Origin of the sequence: Phycicoccus sp. M110.8 (assembly GCF_032464895.1) — a bacterium.
In the GTDB taxonomy this organism is placed as follows: domain Bacteria; phylum Actinomycetota; class Actinomycetes; order Actinomycetales; family Dermatophilaceae; genus Pedococcus.
Genome location: NZ_JAWDIC010000001.1, coordinates 1,569,077 through 1,587,549 on the forward strand (window position 1 = coordinate 1,569,077; position 18,473 = coordinate 1,587,549).

Annotated in this window: 14 protein-coding genes and 1 riboswitch; of the genes, 5 read left to right on the forward strand and 9 right to left on the reverse strand. The window is 74.2% G+C overall.

From position 1 onward, the window contains the following. Nucleotides 1-34: 34 nt before the first annotated feature. Nucleotides 35-1,642 carry a multiple monosaccharide ABC transporter ATP-binding protein gene (gene mmsA / locus RKE38_RS07510; protein WP_316007608.1) on the reverse strand — a complete coding sequence of 536 codons (1,608 nt, stop codon included), beginning with the start codon at nucleotides 1,640-1,642 and terminating at the stop codon, nucleotides 35-37. 197 nt (nucleotides 1,643-1,839) lie between these two features. On the opposite strand from mmsA, the gene RKE38_RS07515 reads away from it, so the two are divergent. Beyond that, nucleotides 1,840-2,850 (forward strand): LacI family DNA-binding transcriptional regulator, encoded by a 1,011-nt coding sequence (locus tag RKE38_RS07515; protein ID WP_316007609.1) that lies wholly within the window; start codon nucleotides 1,840-1,842, stop codon nucleotides 2,848-2,850. Nucleotides 2,851-2,965: 115 nt separating this feature from the next. Here the strand turns inward: RKE38_RS07515 and RKE38_RS07520 are convergent, their stop codons facing one another. The 3 genes from RKE38_RS07520 to RKE38_RS07530 form a co-directional block, all read right to left on the reverse strand. Beyond that, on the reverse strand, nucleotides 2,966-5,053 hold the full coding sequence (locus RKE38_RS07520; RefSeq protein ID WP_316006823.1) for an elongation factor G-like protein EF-G2: 2,088 nt from the start codon (nucleotides 5,051-5,053) through the stop codon (nucleotides 2,966-2,968). 56 nt (nucleotides 5,054-5,109) lie between these two features. Beyond that, the gene (locus tag RKE38_RS07525) at nucleotides 5,110-7,413 is read right to left on the reverse strand and encodes an ATP-binding cassette domain-containing protein (protein WP_316006824.1); all 2,304 of its coding nucleotides are present in this window, start codon (nucleotides 7,411-7,413) and stop codon (nucleotides 5,110-5,112) included. 157 nt (nucleotides 7,414-7,570) lie between these two features. Then, the gene (locus tag RKE38_RS07530; RefSeq protein ID WP_316006825.1) at nucleotides 7,571-8,239 is read right to left on the reverse strand and encodes an ECF transporter S component; all 669 of its coding nucleotides are present in this window, start codon (nucleotides 8,237-8,239) and stop codon (nucleotides 7,571-7,573) included. Between the two features lie 90 nt (nucleotides 8,240-8,329). Then, nucleotides 8,330-8,432: riboswitch (TPP riboswitch) on the reverse strand. Between the two features lie 69 nt (nucleotides 8,433-8,501). Here RKE38_RS07530 and RKE38_RS07535 point away from each other — a divergent pair. Continuing rightward, the gene (locus RKE38_RS07535; RefSeq protein ID WP_310151677.1) at nucleotides 8,502-8,780 is read left to right on the forward strand and encodes a DUF4235 domain-containing protein; all 279 of its coding nucleotides are present in this window, start codon (nucleotides 8,502-8,504) and stop codon (nucleotides 8,778-8,780) included. Nucleotides 8,781-8,810: 30 nt separating this feature from the next. On the opposite strand, the gene hutI is transcribed toward RKE38_RS07535, so the two are convergent. Genes hutI through RKE38_RS07550 form a run of 3 tightly spaced genes read right to left on the reverse strand, consistent with a single transcriptional unit; the run spans nucleotide 8,811 to nucleotide 12,609 of the window. Beyond that, the gene (gene hutI / locus RKE38_RS07540; protein WP_316006826.1) at nucleotides 8,811-10,097 is read right to left on the reverse strand and encodes an imidazolonepropionase; all 1,287 of its coding nucleotides are present in this window, start codon (nucleotides 10,095-10,097) and stop codon (nucleotides 8,811-8,813) included. Next, nucleotides 10,094-11,419, reverse strand: a complete 1,326-nt coding sequence (locus tag RKE38_RS07545; RefSeq protein WP_316006827.1) for a formimidoylglutamate deiminase — start codon at nucleotides 11,417-11,419, stop codon at nucleotides 10,094-10,096. The genes hutI and RKE38_RS07545 overlap by 4 nt, the downstream gene beginning before the upstream one ends. Further along, nucleotides 11,416-12,609: an allantoate amidohydrolase gene (locus RKE38_RS07550; RefSeq protein WP_316007610.1), complete on the reverse strand. Its 1,194-nt coding sequence runs from the start codon at nucleotides 12,607-12,609 to the stop codon at nucleotides 11,416-11,418. The genes RKE38_RS07545 and RKE38_RS07550 overlap by 4 nt, the downstream gene beginning before the upstream one ends. Before the next feature lie 227 nt (nucleotides 12,610-12,836). Between RKE38_RS07550 and RKE38_RS07555 the strand changes: the two genes are divergently transcribed. Continuing rightward, nucleotides 12,837-13,868, forward strand: coding sequence for a LacI family DNA-binding transcriptional regulator (locus RKE38_RS07555; RefSeq protein WP_316006828.1), 1,032 nt, complete (start codon nucleotides 12,837-12,839; stop codon nucleotides 13,866-13,868). 129 nt (nucleotides 13,869-13,997) lie between these two features. Here the strand turns inward: RKE38_RS07555 and RKE38_RS07560 are convergent, their stop codons facing one another. After that, complete coding sequence (locus tag RKE38_RS07560) at nucleotides 13,998-15,935, reverse strand: glycosyl hydrolase family 28-related protein (protein ID WP_316006829.1); 1,938 nt, start codon at nucleotides 15,933-15,935, stop codon at nucleotides 13,998-14,000. Between the two features lie 152 nt (nucleotides 15,936-16,087). Between RKE38_RS07560 and RKE38_RS07565 the strand changes: the two genes are divergently transcribed. Both RKE38_RS07565 and RKE38_RS07570 read left to right on the forward strand, forming a co-directional pair. Next, nucleotides 16,088-16,561, forward strand: coding sequence for a YbaK/EbsC family protein (locus RKE38_RS07565; protein ID WP_316006830.1), 474 nt, complete (start codon nucleotides 16,088-16,090; stop codon nucleotides 16,559-16,561). A gap of 44 nt (nucleotides 16,562-16,605) precedes the next feature. After that, nucleotides 16,606-16,728, forward strand: a complete 123-nt coding sequence (locus tag RKE38_RS07570; RefSeq protein WP_316006831.1) for a hypothetical protein — start codon at nucleotides 16,606-16,608, stop codon at nucleotides 16,726-16,728. A gap of 12 nt (nucleotides 16,729-16,740) precedes the next feature. Here the strand turns inward: RKE38_RS07570 and hutU are convergent, their stop codons facing one another. Next, entirely contained in the window at nucleotides 16,741-18,399 is a 1,659-nt protein-coding gene (gene hutU / locus RKE38_RS07575) for a urocanate hydratase (protein ID WP_316006832.1), read from the reverse strand. Between the last annotated feature and the right edge of the window lie 74 nt (nucleotides 18,400-18,473).

Below are 18,473 nucleotides of genomic sequence, written 5' to 3' on the forward strand. Positions count from 1 at the left end.
CGGCGGGTCGAGGTCGGGGGAACGGTGCGGAAGCTCAGCCCGTGGGGGCCTTGGTGCCCGACTCGGCACCGGTGGGCTCGGCCTGCGCCTCGCCGTCGACGACGTCCGGGGCGCGCTCGCCCTCGGGCGTGTGCACGGAGCTGGTGACCGTCATGAGCCGCATCAGCGACTCCTGGTCGGCCTGGCCCCGCTCGAGGACGCCGGTGATCCGGCCCTCGCAGATCGTGTAGATGCGGTCCGACAGCCCCAGGAGCTCGGGGAGCTCGGAGGAGACGACGATGACGCCCTTCCCCTCGTCGGCGAGCCGCTGGATGATGCCGTAGATCTCGAACTTGGCACCGACGTCGATGCCGCGGGTGGGCTCGTCGAGGATCAGCAGGTCGGGGTCGGTGAACAGCCACTTGGCCAGGACGACCTTCTGCTGGTTGCCGCCCGACAGCTTGGCGACGCCGTAGTCGACCGAGGGGGTCTTGGTCCGCAGCGCCTGCCGGTACTCCTCGGCCGCCTTGTGCTCGGCCCGGCGGTCGACGACGAAGTTGCTCGCGATCTTCTTGAGCTTGGCCGACACGGTGGTCGTCTTGATGTCGTCGAGCAGGTTGAGCCCGAGCACCTTGCGGTCCTCGGTGACGTAGGCGATGCCCGCGTCGATCGCGGCGGGGACGCTGCGCAGCCGGACCTCCTTGCCGTTGAGCACCATGGTGCCCTTCACGAAGGTGCCGTAGCTGTGCCCGAAGATCGAGCGCATCAGCTCGGTGCGGCCCGAGCCCATGAGGCCCGCGAAGCCCACGATCTCGCCGCGGCGCACGAAGAAGTCGGAGCCCTTGGCCACGAGCCGGTCCGGGATGTTCGGGTGGGCGACGGTCCAGTCGCGTACCTCGAAGAAGGTCTCGCCGATGTGCGGGGTGTGGTCGGGGAACCGCGACTCCAGCGACCGGCCGACCATGCCGCGGATGATGCGGTCCTCGTCGACGGCGCCCTCGCGCACGTCGATCGTCTCGACCGTCTGTCCGTCGCGGATGATCGTGATCGCGTCGGCGATGGCCTCGATCTCGTTGAGCTTGTGGCTGATCATGATGCAGGTGATGCCGCGCTGCTGCAGGCCGCGGATGAGGTCGAGCAGGTGGCGCGAGTCGTCCTCGTTGAGGGCCGCGGTCGGCTCGTCGAGGATGAGCAGCTTGACCTGCTTGCTCAGCGCCTTGGCGATCTCGACGAGCTGCTGCTTGCCGACGCCGAGGTTCTTGATCGGGGTCTCGGGGTCCTCCTGCAGGCCGACGCGGGCGAGCAGGTCGCGGGCACGGTTGTTCGTGGCGACCCAGTCGATGACGCCGTTGGTCGTCGTCTCGTTGCCGAGGAAGATGTTCTCGGCGATCGACAGCTCGGGGATGAGCGCGAGCTCCTGGTGGATGATGACGATGCCCGCGTGCTCGGAGTCGCGGATGCTGGAGAACTCGACCGGCTTGCCGTCGAAGACGATCTGCCCCTCGTAGCTGCCGTGGGGGTGCACGCCCGACAGGACCTTCATCAGGGTCGACTTCCCGGCGCCGTTCTCGCCGCAGATCGCGTGGACATCGCCACGACGCACGGTGATGGTGACGTCGGAGAGGGCCTTCACGCCGGGAAATGTCTTCGTGATCCCGGTCATCTCCAGGATGGTCCCACCGTCGCTCACGCCGCCTCCTCGTCGAGGTTGTGGCGCTCCTCTTCCGGCCGCGCCGCCGTCACTTGACAACGTTGTCAGGCCCGAGTTTTAGTCAGCACGCCGAGCCAAGTCAACTCCCCGCACCCACGAGAGTCGAGACCGTGACAAAGATGTCCGATCGGCCCCGTTCGCGCGCCACCATGCGCGACGTGGCCGCCGTTGCCGGCGTGAGCGTCAAGACCGTCTCGCGCGTGGTCAACGACGAGCCCGCGGTGTCCCCTGCCGCGGCCACTCGGGTGCGCCGCGCCGTCGAGCAGCTCGGCTACCGGCACGACCTCACCGCGAGCAACCTGCGCCGCTCGGTGCGCCGGCCCACGACCGTGGCGGCGATGCTCCAGGACCTCAGCAACCCCTACTCCGCCCGGCTGCTGCAGGCCATCGAGCTGGTCGCCCACGAGCGCGACGTCGCCGTCGTAGCCTCCAGCCTGGACGAGGAGCCCGAGCGCGAGCGGCGCCTCGTCGAGGGGCTGGTGCGGCGCCGGGTGGACGGCCTGCTGCTCATGCCTGCCACGACGCGTCAGGACTACCTCCTGCCCGACCTGCACGCCGGGCTCGAGGCCGTCTTCGTCGACCGGCGACCGCACGGTGTCGACGTCGACTCGGTCACCGTGGACGGGGCCCGCGGCGCCGCGATGGCCGCCGCGCACCTGCTGGCCGCAGGCCACCGGCGGATCGCGTTCCTCGGCGACCTGCCGCGCATCGAGACCGCTGCCGCGCGGTGTGCCGGGTTCGTCGGCGAGCTCGACCGGCAGGGCACCCCAGCCGACCCGCGGCTGGTCGTCACCGGCCTGCGCACCCCCGCCGACGCGACCGGGGCGCTGCTGGGACTGCTCGACCTCGACGAGCCGCCCACGGCGGTGTTCGCCGCCCGCAACACCCTCGCGGAGGGTGCGGTGCGCGCGCTGCGCCAGCGGGACGCCGCGTGGACGACTGCGCTGGTCGGCTTCGACGACTTCCCGCTGGCCGACCTGCTCGACCCTCCGCTGACCGTGGTCCGGCAGGACGTCGAGGCCATCGGCTCCGAGGCGGCCCGGCGGCTCTTCGCCCGGCTCGCGGGCGACGACTCGCCCCCGTGCCACATCGAGCTCGAACCCGTCCTCGTCACGCGGGGCTCGGGCGAGATCGCGCCGCCCGCTGCCCGTCGGCGCTGAGCCCACCCGCTCTCCGTCGCCGCCGACCCGCCCGCTGTACGTCGGCGCTGAGCCGGGGTGCCCAACCCGGTCGGCACCGACCCGCGGGGATGTCCATCGGCGCCGACCCGCCCGGCTACTCGCCGGCGCTGACCTGCCGGGCCAGTGCGGGCGGCATGTAGTCGTACCGCACGAAGCTGCGGGTGAAGGTGCCCGTGCCGTGGCTCACCGACCGGAGGTCGACCGGGTACCGGGAGAGCTCGTGGGCGGGGACCTCGGCGAGGATCACCGTGCGCCCCTCGGTGTCGCACGGCTCGGTGCCGTGGACCTGGCCGCGGCGTCCGCGCAGGTCCGCCAGCACGCTGCCGACGGCGTCGTCGGACACCTCGATGCGCACCGAGTCCACCGGTTCGAGCATGGCGACCGTGGTCTCGTTGGCCGCCTCCCGCAGCGCCATCCCGGCCGCCGTCTGGAACGCCATGTCCGAGGAGTCGACCGAGTGCGCCTTGCCGTCGGTCAGCGTGATCCGCACGTCGACCACGGGATAGCCCGCGAGGACGCCGCGCTCGAGCTGCGCCCGCGCACCCTTCTCGACCGAGGGGATGAACTGCCGGGGCACCGCACCACCGACGACCTTGTCGACGAACTCGACCCCCGCACCGCGGTCGAGCGGCTCGATGACCAGGTGGCAGACGGCGTACTGGCCGTGGCCGCCGGACTGCTTGACCAGCCGGCCCTGCACCTCGGTCCGCTGCACGAACGTCTCGCGCAGGGACGTCCGCACGGGCTCGGCCTCCACCGCGACGTGGTAGCGGGACTCCAGCGTCGCGATGAGCTGGTCGACGTGGGCCGGGCCCATCGCCCAGATGACGAGCTGGTGCGTCTCGGCGTTGTGCTCCAGCCGCATGGTCACGTCCTCGGCGACCAGCCGCTGCAGCGCGGTCGCGAGCTTGTCCTCGTCGCCCTTGGAGCGGGCGTGGATCGCCACGGGCAGCAGCGGCGTCGGCAGCACCCAGGGCTCGACGAGGGCCGGACGGTCCCTGCGCGAGAGGGTGTCCGAGGTCTCGGCGCCCGACAGCTTGGAGACCAGGACGACCTGGCCAGCCATGGCGGTGCCCAGCGGGCGGGTGTCCTCCACCACCGGTGCCAGCAGCGGGCCGACGCGCTCGTCGTCGGTGTCGTGGTCGGCGTGCTCGTCGGTGAGGTGGGTCGCGAACTGCTGGAGGTGGCCCGAGATGTGGATCGGCTCGTCCGGCCGCAGCGTCCCGAAGAAGACGCGCACCAGCGACTGCCTGCCGACGAACGGGTCCGTCGTCGTCCGCACGACCTCGGCCACGAGCGGGCCGTCGGGGTCGCACCTGACCTCCCCGAAGTCGGCGCCCGCAGGCGTGTAGACCTTGGGGACGGCCGCGCCGACGGGCGAGGGGAACCCCTTCTCGAACAGCTCGAGCAGCGCCTCGACGCCGACGCCAGCAGGCGCGTGCGTGGGGATGATGGGGAAGAACCGGGCCGTCGCGACGGCGAGCCGCAGGTCGGCGGACACGGAGTCGACGTCGACCTCCTCCCCGCCGAGGTAGCGGTCGAGGAGCCCCTCGTCCTCGGACTCCTCGATGACCGACTCGATGAGGTCGCCGCGCTGGGCGTCGATGAGCTCGCCCTCGTCCTGCGTCGGCTCCCGGTCCGTGGGCGTGCCACCGCTGTGGTCGGTGACGATGCGGCGCAGCAGGTTCAGCAGGCCGACGACCGACCCGCCGTCGACCAGGGGCAGCGCCAGCGGCTGGGCGTCACCGAACGCCCGCTGGACCGCGTCGACGGTCGCGTCGAAGTCCGCCCGCGCCTGCTCGAGCCGGGTCACGGCCACGGCACGCGGCATACGCAGGACCTCGCACTCGCGCCACAGCATCCGGGTCGCCTCGTCGACGCCGTCGGCGGCCGAGACGACGAACACCACCGCGTCGGCGGCCCGCAGCCCGGCGCGCACCTCGCCCACGAAGTCGGGGTGGCCGGGGGTGTCGAGCAGGGTCACGCTCACCGGTCCGGGCAGCGTCGCGGCCGACAGGGCGACCGTCGCACTCCCCCCTTCACGAGAGCGGCGGCCCGGGATCCGGGCCGCCACCACACCGTCGAACAGCGCCGTCTTGCCGGCGCCGCTCGCCCCCACCAGGACGACATTGCGGATGTCCTCGGGCGACGCGGGCCCGCTGACGTCATCAGGACGGTTCATGGGGTCACCTTCCTCCGGGCGGCAGCCGGGCACAAGGGCCTGCCGGCGTACGCCCGTCACCCCAGCAGCGCCACCACCAGGGGCAGCAGCGAGGCGCCGACGAGCAGCGCGTCGGCACGGGTCCAGGGTGCCGGTGCGGCCCACGTGCGCCGCTGCGCGGTGGCGAAGCCGCGGGCGTCCATGGCGACCGCGAGCTCGGCGGCGGTCTGCAGCGAGCGCACGAGCAGGCCGGTCGTGAGCGCCCACAGCTCGACGAGCACCGAGCGCGGCGAGCGGGCGCTGGCACCCACGCCGCGCACGCGGCGGGCGCGCGCGATCTCCGACCACGTGTCGCCGAAGGTGTGCACCCGCTGCAGGGCCGCCGCGACGGCCACGACGGGTCGCGCGGGCAGGCGCAGCCGCTGGCCGAGGTGGTCGCCGAGGGCGTCGGCGTCGACCCAGCGCACGAGCACCGCCGACGGCAGGACGATGACGACGACGCGCAGGGCGGCCGTCACGGCCACGTCGACGTCGTGCCCGCCGAGCAGCCACGTGGACCAGCCCACCGACAGCGCGCCGACGAGTCCCGGCAGCAGCCGGGCCAGCACCGCGCGCGTGCGCCCGGTGGGAGCCGGTCCGTCGCCGGGCGCGGACAGCCCCACGACCGTGAGCAGCACCTGTGCGGCCACGACGGCGAGGCTGGTGGTCCAGTGCGGGGAGACGACCCCGGCCGGTATGCCGAGGGCGGCCGCCGCGAGCAGCGCGAGCGGGCCGCACCGCGCGACGAGGGGTCGCCGTGGGGTGGGCGGCTCGGCGGGCTGCGACGGCCGGGCGATGGTGGTCGTGCGGTCGGCCCGCGCGACCACCGCGTCGTCGTGGGTCGTGAGGACGACCGCGGTGCCGGCGTCACGCAGGGCCTCCAGCACCCCGAGCACGGCCGCCCAGGTGAGCCGGTCCTGCCCGACGGTGGCCTCGTCGGCGAGCAGCACGGCGGGCTGGTGGACCGCGGCGGCGGCCATGGCGAGCCGGCGCTGCTCGCCGCCGGAGAGGTGGCGGGGGTCGGCCTGCTCGAGGTGGGCGAGCCCGAGGGCGCCGAGCAGGACGCGGGCCCGCGCCAGGGCCTCGTTCTCGACGAGGCCGAGCGCCCGGCTGGTCGCCATGACCTCGTCGAGCACCGTGTGGGCGACCACGGTCGATGCCGCCCACTGCGGCACCCAGGCGAAGGCGGCGGCGAGCTCGGTGGTGGACCAGCGGGCAGGGTCGGGGGGCCGGTGGCCGGCGAGGTCGGGGTGGGCCCGCACGTCCCCGGCCTGTCGGTGCAGCAGCCCGGCGAGGGCCAGCAGGAGGGTCGACTTGCCGGAGCCGGACGGGCCGACGAGGGCGTGCAGCTGGCCGGCCCGCGCGGTGAGCGACTGGTCCCGCAGGGCCACGCTCGTGCGCGTCGAGCCGTCGAGGCGGCGGACCGTGCGCTCGACGGTGACGTCCGTGGCGGTGAGGGCTGCGAGGTTGGCACCGAGCGCGGAGGTGTCGAACGTCCCGGCGGGCATGCCGTGCGGCACCGGGTCGGGCACGCCCGGGACCCAGATGCCCTGGGCGGCCAGGGCATCCCCGTGCTCGTCGAGGACCGTCGCCGGCTCCCCGTCGGCGACGACGCGGCCGTCGGGTCCGAGGACCACGAGGCGGTCGACGAGGTCGAGCCACGGCCCGAGCCGGTGCTCGACGACGACCGTGGTGAGCGACCGGGCCCGGACGACCTCAGCGACGCTGGCCCGGACCGAGGCGGCGTTGCCGGGGTCGAGCATCGCGGTCGGCTCGTCGAGCAGCAGCAGGGTCGGCTCGAGGGCGAGGGCACCAGCGAGCGCCAGCCGCTGCGTCTCCCCGCCGGAGAGCGCGTGGGTGGGGGTGTCCTGCGGCATGGTGAGCCCCACCGAGGCCAGGGCGTCGGCGACGCGGGCCGGCATCTGCTCGCGCGGGAGCCCGACGTTCTCCAGGCCGAACGCGACGTCACGCCCGACCGTCGCCGAGGCCACTCCCGCACCGGGCTCCTGCAGCACGAGGCCGACGGTGCCGGCGCGTGCCCCGGGATCGGCACCGTCCACGTGCACCGTGCCGGTGCGCTCACCGGAGTCGGCGACCTCCAGCACACCGGCGAGGGCGCGCAGGACGGTCGACTTGCCCGACCCGGAGGGGCCGACGAGCAGCACCCGCTGACCGGCCGGGATGGTCAGGTCCAGCCCCGGGATCACCGGCTGCCGCCGCCCGAACGGGCGCCAGGTCAGGCCCCGCACCTCGACCAGGCCGCGCTCGGGCGTGACGGAGGTGGACGCGCCGTCCGACGCGGGGCCGGTCGGGCGGTCGGTCACCGGCGCAGGGTCAGTCACCGGCGCAGGGTCGGCCCCCGGTGCCCGGTCAGTCACGGGCCGAGGGTGCGTCGCGGGCGCAGGGTCGGTCGCTGGCGCAGGGTCGGTCGCGGGCGCAGGGTGGACCCCGGGCAGTGGCCCCGTGGTGGGGCCACTGCCGGGGTCGACGGCCGTCCGTTCAGACAGCGCGGTGCTCCCGCGCCTCCTGGCCGGGCGGGAAGGCGTTGAGCGCGCCGGCCGTGGCCAGGCCCCGCGTGAGCAGCCAGCCGAGGCCGCCGGCGACGACCGCACCGGCCGCGGTGAGGATCAGGCCGTAGGCGATCTTGTAGCCCCAGCCCCAGTCGGTCCAGTAGACGAACCACTCGTAGACGGCCTCCAGCGGCGCGCTCAGCGCGCCGGCCAGGAGCGCGGCGCCCAGGCCGAACGCGGCATACCCGAGGAGCGCGAAGGCGATCTCGGCGCCCAGGCCCTGGAGGATCCCCGAGACCAGGGTGGCGAAGCCCCACTGGGTGCCCGGCAGCATCGAGACGAGCGCGGCCACGACCTCGCAGAGCAGCGCCGCGCCGGGGCGGCGCACGACGAGGCCGCCGACGACACCGGCCATGAGCCACGGGGCGCCGGTGATGCCCTGCAGCGGCGGGAAGAGGCCGCCGAGGGCGTTGGCCGGTGCCTGGTAGGCCAGGTCCCAGCCCCAGTAGGCGATGCCGAACGCCGCGCCGAGGAACGCGATCGTCAGCAGGTCGACCGTGCGCCACCCCATCAGGGGTGCGGTCGCGCGGATGCTGCCGCGGCGGGCAGCGGTGGGGCCGGTCGCCGTGGCGCCGGCCGGGGTGTTGGTGGTGCTCATCTGTCGTCTCCCGTGGAATCCGTGGTTTCGGTGGATACCTCGGGGGAGGCCTCTGCCGGGAGGCCGCACCGGGGCGGGACCGCCCGACAGGTGCCTGAGAACTCGACTCCCTACGCCGGTGCGAACCGGATCAGGTGTGAGGGTCTGCGGTCGCCCGCACTCTCAGCGCTCGCGCGCTCCCCTGTCGTTGCCCGACCGACGATACTCCACCGTCTGTGGCAGGGTGGAAACCGCAGGTCACGAACGGTGGAAGGCGGAAGGGATGGGAACCATGGTCTGGCGGGTCCTCGGTACGGGCGGAGCCGTCCTCGCGGGCGTGCTCGCCAGCAAGCTGGTCACCGTCGTGTGGAAGAAGGCCGGTCGCAACGAGGTCCTCGACCCGCGCGACCCCCGCACCCCGGCCCGTGACGCGGTCCTCTTCGCCGCCCTCACCGGCCTGGCCGTCGGCGCCGCGAAGACCCTCGCCACCCGCAAGGCCGCGCAGTACTACCAGAAGTCCTCCGGCCACCTGCCCAAGCCGATGCAGCACGGCGACGCCTGACCGACCTCAGGTCACGACGCCTGACCGACCTCAGGTCAGCTCGAGCGCACGGGCGATCGGCACGCCGGCACGGTAGGACAGGTGCACGTGCGACGGCGCGTCGAGCACCGTGAGGTCGGCCCGCGCGCCCACCTCGATGCGCCCGATGTCGGTCCGCCGCAGCGACTTCGCCGACCCGGCCGTGGCGGCGTGCACGGCCTGTCCCGGCGTCAGGCCCATCTCGCGGGCGGCCAGGGCGATGACGAACGGCATCGAGCTCGAGTAGCACGTCCCCGGGTTGCAGTCGGTGGCCAGCGCGATGCTCACGCCGGCCCGCAGCAGCCCCTCCGCGTCGGGGTACGGCGACCGGGTCGAGAACTCGACCCCCGGTAGGAGGGTCGCCACGGTGGTGTCCGACGCGGCGGCGAGGGCGTCGACGTCGTCGCCCGACAGGTAGGTGCAGTGGTCGACGCTGGCCGCCCCGAGCTCGACGGCCAGCTGCACCCCGGGGCCGTGCCCGAGCTGGTTGCCGTGCACGCGCAGCCCGAGGCCGGCGTCGCGACCGGCCACCAGCACCGCACGCGCCTCCTCGGCGGTGAAGGCGTGCGCCGAGTGCGGTTCGCAGAAGACGTCCACCCACCGGGCGTGCGGTGCCGCCGCCTCGAGCATGGGGCCGGTCACGAGGTCGAGGTATGCCGCGCGGTCCGCGGCGTACTCGGGCGGCACCACGTGCGCGCCGAGGAACGTGGTCTCACTCGTGACCTCTGCCGCGAGCCGCAGGGCCCGCGCCTCGTCCTCCACGGTGAGGCCGTAGCCGCTCTTCACCTCGACCGTCGTCGTGCCCTGGGCCCGCATCTCGGCGACCCGGCCGGCGAGCAGCCGGCGCAGCTCGTCGTCGCTCGCGGCGCGCGTCGCGGCCACGGAGACGCCGATGCCGCCGCCGTCGTACGGCGTCCCGGCCATGCGTGCGCTGAACTCGGCACCGCGGTCGCCGGCGAAGACGAGGTGGGCGTGGGAGTCCACGAAGCCAGGCAGCACCGCCCGCCCGTCCACGTCGATGACGCGGTCGGCGGCCGGCGCGTCCGCTGCCGCGCCGACCCAGGCGACCCGGCCGTCCTCGACCACGACGGCGGCGTCGGGGCGCAGTCCCAGCCCGTCCGGGCCCGTGCCGTCACAGGTGACCAGCTCGGCGATCCCGGTGACCAGGGTGCTGCCTGCGCGGACGTGGTGGCCGGCGCGGTGTGCGGCGGCGCCGTGCGCGGCCGCGTGCCTGCCGTGATGCGGGGCGTGACCGTCGGTGGCGCCACCCCGGCCGCCCTGAGCGGTCGCGTCGCTCATCGGTGGTCCCGGACTGCCGACAGGGAGGACGCGAGGAGGCCGGCGACGTCGCCGAGCCGGTGCCGTCCGCCCTCGACGACGGCACGGCCGCCGACGACGACCGTGTCGACGTCGGTGCGCGACGCCGAGTAGAGGACCTGCCCGGGCTTGGAGCCGACGGTGCCGACGGTGTCGAGCCGGACCGCCACGAGGTCCGCGAGCGCGCCGGCCTCGAGCCGTCCGCCGTCGGACCAGCCGAGGCAGTCGTAGCCGCGGGCCGTCGCGATGTCGAGCAGGTCGTCGGGTGCGAACCGTCCCCGCTCGTTGCTGGCCAGCCGCTCGTGCATCTCCAGCCCCCTCGCCTCCTCGAACGGGTCGACCACCGCGTGCTGGTCCGAGCCCAGGGACAGCCGGGCCCCCGCCTCGGCCAGCGCGCGCGCCGGCCCGATGCCGTCGGCCAGGTCGCGCTCGGTCGTCGGGCAGAAGCACGCCGTGGCGCGGGCGGCGCCGAGCGCCTTGACGTCGCTGTCGGTCAGGTGCGTGGCGTGGACCGCGGTGAACCGGTCGTGGAGCAGCCCCGCCTCCGCGAGCAGCTCGGTCGGCGTCGCGCCGTAGTGCACCTGCGTGGCGAGGTTCTCCCCGGGCTGCTCGCTGACGTGCGCGTGCACGACCCGGCCGCGGGCGAGCTCGGCCAGCGGCCGGAGCTGGTCGCGCGGCACGGCGCGGACCGAGTGCACAGCGGCCCCGATGCGGGTCGTGTCGTCGCCCTCGAGAGCGGCGACCCGCGCCGCCCACGCCTCGACGTCGCCGTCGGAGAAGCGCTGCTGCACGTCGTCGAGGGGCAGGTGGCCGTCGCCGGTGAGACCCCCGGCCAGGTAGCAGGTGTCGAGCAGGGTCAGCCGGACGCCCGCCTCGCGCGCGGCCGCGACGAGCGCGTGGCCCATGGCGTTCGGGTCGGCGTAGGGGCGGCCGTCGACGTCGTGGTGCAGGTAGTGGAACTCCCCGACGACCGTCATGCCCGCGAGCGCCATCTCGGCGTACACGGCCCGGGCGAGCTCGAAGTAGGTGTCGGGGTCGAGGTGGCGCGTCACGGCATACATCTGCTCGCGCCAGGTCCAGAAGTTCCCGCCGCCCGCGTGAGTGCGTCCGCGCAGCGCGCGGTGGAACGCGTGGCTGTGCGCGTTCGCCAGCCCGGGCAGGACGACGCCGGGCAGTCGGACGTCGCCGTCGCGGGGGCGGGTGCGCGGGGTGACGGCGGTGAACCGGCCACCGGCCTCCTCGATCCGCACGTCGGTCGCGAGCCCGTCCGGCAGCCAGGCGTGCTCGGCCCACCAGGTCGTCATGCGGCGTCCCCGGCGAGGTCCTCGAGGACGGCCGCGAGCGCCGCGACGCCCTCGAGGCAGTCGGACAGCTCGGCGTGCTCGGCCGGCGAGTGCGAGACACCGGTGGGGTTGCGGACGAACAGCATCGTCGAGGGGATGCCGGCGTTCGCGAGGATGCCGGCGTCGTGGCCGGCGCCGGTGCCGAGGACCGGTATGCCGCCGAGCCGGGTCTGCAGCCGGGCGGACAGCGCGGCGTCGAAGACCGTCGCGGGGGTCCACGACTCCTCGGCGACCTCGCCGCCGGACTGCTCGACCATGGAGCGGATGTCGGCCACGGCGCGGCGGACGGCGCGGGCACTGGAACCGCGCGCGTCGAGCCAGCCGGTGACCCGGCTCGGGATCGCGTTGACCCCGCCGGGCGTGACCGCGACCTTGCCCACCGTGGCGACGCAGCCGTGGGTGACGGCCGCCTCGCGGGTGGCCAGGACGGCCGCGGCGTAGCCGAGCATCGCGTCGTGCCGGTCCTCCAGGCGCGTGGTGCCGGCGTGGTTGGCCTCGCCGCCGAAGTCCATCCGCCACCGCCCGTGGGGCCAGATGTCGGACGCGACGGCGACGGGGTGGTCGAGGTCGACGAGGCCGCGCCCCTGCTCCACGTGCAGCTCGACGAACTGCCCGACGCGGGCGAGGGTCTGCTCGTCGCGCCCGATGGCGTGCGGGTCCCGGCCGGCGGCCTGCAGCGCCTCGGCCATCGAGATCCCGTCGACGTCGCGCAGGCTGCGGGCGCGCCGCGCGGTCATGGCGCCGGTGATGACGCGGGAGCCCGCGCAGGCGACCCCGAAGCGGGCGCCCTCCTCGTCGACGAAGTTGACCACCCCGATGGGGCGCGAGGGCTCGAAGCCCCTCTCCTGCAACGCGTCCACGGCCGCGAGCGCACTGACGACCCCGAGCGGGCCGTCGAACGCGCCACCGTCCGGCACGCTGTCGAGGTGCGAGCCGGTGACGACGCCCTTGCGACCGCGGCGGACCGCCTCGTCGGGGTCGCCCCACCACGCCCACTGGTTGCCCATGCGGTCCTCGGTGAGGTCGAGGCCGCGGTCGGCGCACTCCCCCGCGAACCACTCCCGCAGGTCGGAGTCGTCGCGCGTCCACGCGAAGCGGCGGTAACCCCCCGAACCGCCGTCACGACCCACGGGCTCCAGCGCGGCCCACATCGACTCGAAGCTCACGCAGGTCCTTCCTCGGGGCGTCACGGCGACGGCCTGGTGGAGGTCCCAGGCCGGGACCAGACCATTGCACACCAGGGGCGGCCCGCGCACCGGGGGTCGCGACCCCGGATGTGTCTCGGATCGGAGACCGGAGCCCGGGTCGAGCACGTCTGCCCGGCGGACCGCGTCGCCTCACTAGGCTGGGGCGACGGTGGGCAGGGCAGGAGGTTCGGGTGCACGGCGTGACCAGCGCGGACGTCGCGCGCGACAGCGGCGTCTCGCGGACGACCGTCAGCTACGTCCTCAACGACACCCCCGGCGTCCGGGTGTCCGAGGAGACGCGTGCGCGGGTCCGGGCCTCGGCCGACCGGCTCGGCTACCACCCCTCCGTCGCGGCCCGCACGCTGCGCACCGGCCGTAGCGACCTGGTCCTCTACGTCCTGCCGGACTGGCCGCTCGGTCCTGCCGTGGACACGCTGCTGGACCGGCTGGCCGGCGCACTCGCCGAGCGCGGCCTGAGCCTGCTCGTGCACCACGCCCGCTCCGGCCGGCCCCTGCACGAGCTGTGGCGAGCGGTGACCCCGCGCGCGGTCGTGGGCCTCCAGGCGTTCAGCGCCCGCGACCGGGACGCCATGCGCCGCGCGGGGATCCACGTCGTCGCGTCGTCCATCTCCGGCGACGTCCCCGACGTCTTCGCCGCTACCCAGCAGGGCATCGGGCGGCTGCAGGCCCGTCACCTCCTCGAGCGCGGGCACACCCCGGTCGGGTATGCCGCGCCGACCGACCCGCGCGTCCGCGCGTTCGCCGAGCTGCGCCTCGCCGGGGTGCAGGCGGTCTGTGCCGAGGCCGGGCTGCCGGCCCCCGTCGTGGTCCCGGTCGAGCTCACGCAGGACTCTGCGCGGGCAGCGGTCCGGGCGTGGCGCGACGCCGCCGCGGGAACGGCAGGGACGGCTGGACCGGGCGCAGACGGGACGGCCGCGCCGGCGGTGGCCGGCGTCGCGGCATACAACGACGACGTGGCGCTCGCGGTGCTGGCCGGGGCGCGCGCGGAGGGCGTGCCCTGCCCGGGCGAGCTGGCGGTGGTGGGTGTCGACGACATCCCGGCGGCCCGGTTCGCGGAACCCGCGCTGAGCACCGTCTCCCAGTCGCTCGACACGCAGGCCGAGCACCTGGCCGCGGCGGTCGTCGCGGCCCTGGACGGCACCGACTCCGACGGCGGCCCCGTCCCGGACACGCTGGAGCTCGTCGAGCGCGCCTCGACCTGACAGCGGCGTCGGGCGGGGACCGGGGTGGAACCGGTCCTCGCCCGACGCCTCCCGCGCCGGGCCGACCTCAGGGGTCGGCCCGGCCGGGGGTCTGGTGGCGCCCGGCTGTCGCCGGGCGCCGGGGCGTGCCTACGGGGTCGGGTAGTCCTCCACGTAGACCGGGACGCCGACCTTGCTCGTGTCGGCTGCCGCGCCCACGCCGTTGACGACGTGGTCGAGGGTGCCGGCGTCGAGGTTCACCGTGAGCAGGTGGTGCAGCCGGACGCCCGGCGTCTGCGGCACCTCGAACGCGTTCTCGGTGTGGATCGAGGGGTTGTTGCGGTTGTAGACATAGGAGCCTCCGCCGTAGAGGTGGTGGGTCCGCACGTCGTCGGCGACCTTGTACGCCGCCCAGCCCCGGATGCCGTCGTGGTCCCAGTCGGCCTGGGTGGGCGGGTCGTACGGCAGCTCGTTCTGGAAGAAGATCGTCGTGCCGCGCTCGCCGTTCCACACGACGTTGTGCTGCTGGAAGTGCTCGACGAACAGCCCGGTGGCGGTGACGTCGTCGCCGTTGACGACCACGCCGGTGCGGCCGGTGTTGGTGCGCCAGCGGTCGGTGTCGCCGCTCACCCCGGCCGTGAACGGCTCGAGGCCGTGGTCGGCGCGCCAGACCCAGGTGTGGTCGATGAGCACGTCGTCGCTGTTGACCTCCAGCGCCGTGTCGGTCTTGCCGATGTGCGGGCCACCCACGCGGAAGTACACGTCCGACAGGGTGGTCGGGTCGTTCGCCGCGTCGTGGGCGGCACCCGAGTTGCCGTTGCGGCTGCCGACCCGCAGCAGGGCGGGCGACTCGACGGTGCCGGCGTCGATGGTGACACCCGCGACGACCACGCCCGGGACGTCGGCGACGGTCAGCGGCACGGCGCCGCCGACCGAGGTCAGCGTCGCGTGGCCGAGGCCCAGGACGACGGTGTCGGCGCGCTTGACGCTGATGCTGCGGTCGACGTCGTAGACGCCGGGGGTGAGCAGCAGGTCACGGCCGCGGGCGAGCTGGTTGTCGATCTCCTGCACCGGTGTGGCGGGCGTGGCCACGAAGAAGTGGTCGAGCGGGACCGTCCGGCCCGGCGTCATGCCCGCACCCCAGGAGATGCCGCGGCTGTCGCGCTGGGCGCTCGGGACGCGCACGGCATACCGGCCCTGGCCGTCCCTGAACAGGTAGGGCTTCTCGCGGCTCACCGGAGTGCGGTCGAGGGTGGTGTACGGCGGGTTGGGCCAGCCGGCCTCGGTGGGCGCACCCACGACACCGGAGAAGACGGCGTTCCAGACGCCATTGCTCCAGCCCGCGACCTCGCTGTTGCGGGTGAACCACTGCTGCTGGGAACCGTTGATGGTGAACGGGATCCGCGAGTCGGCGATGAAGCCGCCACTGGCGTACTGCGGCCCGGCCGTGCAGTAGTCCATGAGCGAGAGGTTGGAGCCGGAGATGTCGACGCGGCGCATCGAGACCGCCTGGGAGACCGCCCAGAAGTTGGCCGAGGCGCGGCAGCCGTCCTGCCCGGCGCCGTCGATGTGCAGGGTGAGGTTGGACAGCGTGCGCCAGAAGTTGTTGAGGGCGACGCAGTAGCTGGTGCCGCCGCCCTCGAGGCAGCGGTTGTAGACCTCGATCTTGCCGTTGATGGTCACGTCGCCCGGCGAGGCGCCCAGGCCGGCGATCTCGGTGTAGTAGCCGACCTTGACCTGCAGCGGCTGGGCGGCGGTGCCGTAGGTGCCCGGCGCGAAGAGGAACGCGTGGCGGGCGGTGCCCATCTCGTTGTCGGTCTGCTGGGCGGCGAACGCGTCGAGGGTCGACTGGATCTGCGAGACCGGCATGCTCGGGTCGAACACCGTGACGGCCGAGCCGAGGTCGGGCGCGGCGGGGTTCGTGGGGGAGGGTGCAGCGGTGCTGGCGCTGGGGGCGGCCGCACCGGCACTGGGGGCGACCAGCCCGCCGAGGGCGAGGGCCGCCGCGACGGCGAGGCCGAGGGTGGCTGCGCGGGGACGGGCTGATCGGGAGCGCGCGCGCAGGCGCGGCAGGACGCTGTCGGACACGGCGGACCTCTTCGTCGAGGGATGTGGTGACTCGTGTCACCCTGGGTGCAGCGTGCTGGTCGGCACCCGCCGTGTCAAGGGAGCGTCCGGGCGGCCGCGTGGTCGGGACAGCGGCGCAGCGGCACAGGGCGAGGGCGCCCTACGCTGGCGCCATGACGGGCGACGGAGCGGAGCGGGCGGCGCAGGCCCTGGCCGACAGCGGCATCGAGCACACCATCACCCGGCACGGCCCGGTGCGCTCGCTCGAGGAGGCGGCCGCCGCGCGCGGCCTCGAGCCCCGGGACGTCCTCAAGACGCTCGTGGTGCGCCGCGGCGCCGACGACTACCTGTTCGTGCTGGTGCCCGGTGGGCGCGAGATCTCCTGGCCGAAGCTGCGCGCCCACCTCGGGGTGAACCGGCTGTCGATGCCCGACGCCGAGACGGCCCGGGACGTGACCGGGTACGTCCGCGGCACGATCACGCCGTTCGGCTCGACCCACCCGTGGCCCGTCGTCGCGGACAGCTCCATCCTCGGCCGGCCGGTGTCGATCGGCGGTGGCGACCACGGAGTGGCCGCCACCGCGCAGGCCGACGACATCGTGCGCGTCCTGGGTGCCGACGTCGCCGACGTCACCGACCCGGCATGAGCCGCCCCCGCACGGGCCGGCGCCGCCGCGCGTAGGCGCCGGTCATGCGCATCGGGAACGTCGACGTCCGGCCCCTCGGCGGGGCAGCCGGCTGCCTGACCATGATCCTCATCTCGGTCCTGCTGTCCGTGCTGCTGACCGTCGGGCTCAACCTGCTCCTGCGCTGAAGGGCCGCCGGCTCAGCCCTCGCGCATCGGGATGCGGACGCCCTGCTGCTCGGCGGTGAGCTCGGCGATGTCGTAGCCCGCGTCGACGTGGCGGATGACGCCCATCGCCGGGTCGTTCGTCAGCACCCGGGCCAGCTTCTGCGCCGCGAGCTCGGTGCCGTCGGCGAGCGAGACCTGCCCGGCGTGGAGCGAGCGGCCGATGCCGACGCCGCCGCCGTGGTGGATGGAGACCCAGCTCGCGCCCGAGGACGTGTTGACCAGGGCGTTGAGCAGCGGCCAGTCGGCGATGGCGTCGGAGCCGTCGAGCATCGACTCGGTCTCGCGGTACGGGCTGGCGACCGACCCGGTGTCGAGGTGGTCGCGACCGATGACGACCGGCGCGCTGACCTCGCCGGTGCGGACGAGCTCGTTGAACGCCAGCCCCGCCTTGTCCCTCTCCCCCTGGCCCAGCCAGCAGATGCGGGCCGGCAGTCCCTGGAACGCGATCCGCTCCTGCGCACCGCGGATCCACTTGTGCAGCCGGTCGTTGTCCGGGAACAGGTCCAGCACCGCGCGGTCGGTCGCCGCGATGTCCTTGGGGTCACCGGAGAGCGCCGCCCAGCGGAACGGGCCCTTCCCCTCGCAGAAGAGCGGCCGGATGTATGCCGGGACGAAACCGGGGAACTCGAACGCCCGGTCGTAGCCGCCGAGCCGCGCCTCGTCGCGGATCGAGTTGCCGTAGTCGAAGACCTCCGCGCCGCCGTCCTGGAACTCGACCATGGCCTGCACGTGCTTGGCCATCGAGGCCCGCGCGCGGTCGGTGAACTCCTCCGGCTTCTTCTCCGCGTACTCGTGCCAGTCGCCGACGTCGATCCCCTCGGGCAGGTAGGACAGCGGGTCGTGGGCCGACGTCTGGTCGGTGACGATGTCGATGTCGACGCCGCGGCGCAGCAGCTCGGGGAAGACCTCGGCCGCGTTGCCGACCACGCCGACCGACCAGCCACGGCGCTCGGCCTTGGCACGCAGCGCCTTCTCGACGGCGTCGTCGAGGTCGTCGGCCACCTCGTCGAGGTAGCGGTGCTCGACCCGGCGGTGCAGGCGGGCCGGGTCGACGTCGACGATGAGGCAGGCCCCGCCGTTGAGGGTGACGGCGAGCGGCTGGGCGCCGCCCATGCCGCCGCAGCCACCGGTGAGCGTGAGGGTGCCGGCGAGGGTGCCACCGAACTTCTTCTCGGCGACCGCGGCGAAGGTCTCGTAGGTGCCCTGCACGATGCCCTGGGTGCCGATGTAGATCCACGACCCGGCGGTCATCTGGCCGTACATCGTCAGCCCCAGGTGCTCGAGCCGCCGGAACTCGGGCCAGGTGGCCCAGTCGCCGACCAGGTTGGAGTTGGCGATGAGCACGCGCGGCGCCCACTCGTGGGTCTGCATGACCCCGACCGGCTTGCCGCTCTGGACGAGCATGGTCTCGTCCTGCTTGAGCGTCGACAGCGTGCGGACCATGGCGTCGAAGGACTTCCAGTCCCGCGCGGCACGGCCGGTGCCGCCGTAGACGACGAGGTCGTCCGGCCGCTCGGCCACCTCGGGGTCGAGGTTGTTCATGAGCATCCGCAGCGGGGCCTCGGCCCCCCAGTGGGTGGCGTGCGTGAGGGCGGTGCCGCGCGGTGCGCGGACGGGGCGGGCGCCTTCCATGGTGGTTCTCCTTCGTCTGTCGTGCGGGGTCTTTGCGCGATCTCGGCGGTCAGGACCGCGGGGAACGCTCAAGG